1 protein-coding gene and 1 pseudogene are annotated in these 1,802 nt (G+C 72.0%); one reads left to right on the forward strand and one right to left on the reverse strand.

All coding sequences use genetic code 11. From position 1 onward, the window contains the following. Positions 1–227: 227 nt before the first annotated feature. Positions 228–1,223: an aldo/keto reductase gene (locus H5J33_RS33910; protein ID WP_181798508.1), complete on the forward strand. Its 996-nt coding sequence runs from the start codon at positions 228–230 to the stop codon at positions 1,221–1,223. A 308-nt stretch (positions 1,224–1,531) separates the two neighbouring features. Here the strand turns inward: H5J33_RS33910 and H5J33_RS33915 are convergent. Continuing rightward, positions 1,532–1,802: pseudogene (locus H5J33_RS33915) on the reverse strand (2'-5' RNA ligase family protein); the annotation flags it as partial.

Here is a 1,802-nt window from a genome sequence, read left to right on the forward strand (position 1 = left end):
CAGCAGGCGGCGGCCCGGCAGGCCGAGCAGCTCGGGGTGGTCCGCCTCCGCCGGGGACGGCGGCGCGGGAATCTCGGCGACGAGCCGGGCACGAACAGACATGTCGGTCTCCAGGAGTGATGTCGCTCCGCAGCGTAAGGGACGCCTCCGACAATCCGCCGGGCGCGGGCCCGCCACGACGGCAAGCCCTTGCCTGGAGCGCACTCCAAGTCGTTGGCTGGTGGACCATGGAGTACACGCAGCTCGGACGCACGGGACTCAAGGTCAGCCGACTCGTCCTCGGGACGATGAACTTCGGTCCGCAGACCGACGAAGCCGACAGCCACGCGATCATGGACGCGGCGCTGGACGCGGGCATCAACTTCTTCGACACCGCCAACGTGTACGGCTGGGGCGAGAACAAGGGCCGGACCGAGTCCATCATCGGCAACTGGTTCGCCAAGGGCGGCGGCCGGCGCGAGAAGACCGTCATCGCCACCAAGGTGTACGGCAACATGGACCCGGACGGCGCCACGGTGTGGCCCAACCACGACAAGCTCTCCGCGCTGAACATCCGGCGCGCGGTGGACGCCAGCCTGAAGCGGCTCCGGACCGACTACATCGACCTCTACCAGTTCCACCACATCGACCGCGACACGCCGTTCGAGGAGATCTGGCAGGCGATCGACGTCCTGGTGCGGCAGGGCAAGATCCTCTACGTCGGATCCAGCAACTTCCCCGGCTACAAGATCGCCCAGGCCAACGAGGCCGCCGCCCGCCGCGCCGGCACCATCGGGCTGGTCAGCGAGCAGTGCCTGTACAACCTGGCCGAGCGGCGCGCCGAGATGGAGGTCATCCCGGCCGCGCGGGACTACGGCCTCGGGGTCATCCCGTGGTCGCCGCTGCACGGCGGTCTGCTCGGCGGGATCATCAAGAAGGAGGTCCAGGGCGGTCGCCGTGCCTCCGGCCGGGCCGCCGACACCCTCAAGGACCCGGCGGCCCGCGCGCGGATCCAGGCCTACGAGGACCTGCTCGACAAGCACGGACTGGAGCCCGGCGAGGTGGCCCTGGCCTGGCTGCTCACCCGCCCCGGCATCACCGGCCCGATCGTCGGCCCGCGCACCGCCGAGCAGCTGCGGTCCGCGCTGCGCGCCGTCGAACTGGAACTGGGCGAGGACCTGCTGGCCGGCCTGGACGAGATCTTCCCGGGCCCGGGCCCGTCCCCGGAGGCCTTCGCCTGGTAACCACCGGAAGGGGCAGCGCCCCGAAGGAGCGCCGGGAACCGCGCGGCCGGCCACATCCGGCCCGCGGCCGGGAACGGCCCCGCGGTTCCCCGCCCCTCTCCCCCACACCCGCCGAAGGCGCCCCGAAAGGGGCGCGGGGAACGGCGCGCCCGGGCCACAACCGGCCCGGGCCGACGGACGAACCCCCAGCCGGCAAGCGCACCCCGCGGGGCTACCGCATGGCCGACGCCACAGCCACCACCACGAACATCAACACAAGCGCACCGGCCATGATCCGGTTCCGGGTTTTCGGGTCCACGTATTCGAGACTAACCGCCCGCGCCCAGCGCCCACCGCCCGACCACCTCGTACCGCGGCTGCTCCCCCGGCACCCCGGACACCGGCAGACGGCTGCGCATCAGCACCAGGTCGGCCACGGTCCAGCCGCCGCCGGTGAACTCCGCGAGCGCGTCGACGTACGGCCGTACGTCCAGCGCGTGGCGGCTGCGGGCCAGCGTCAGATGGGCCTTGTAGGGCCGGTGTTCCCCCATCGGCAGCCCCTCCTTGCGCGCCGCCGAGGTCCACCACGAACTGGTCCAT

Origin of the sequence: Streptomyces sp. WELS2 (assembly GCF_013870595.1) — a bacterium.
GTDB lineage: Bacteria > Actinomycetota > Actinomycetes > Streptomycetales > Streptomycetaceae > Streptomyces.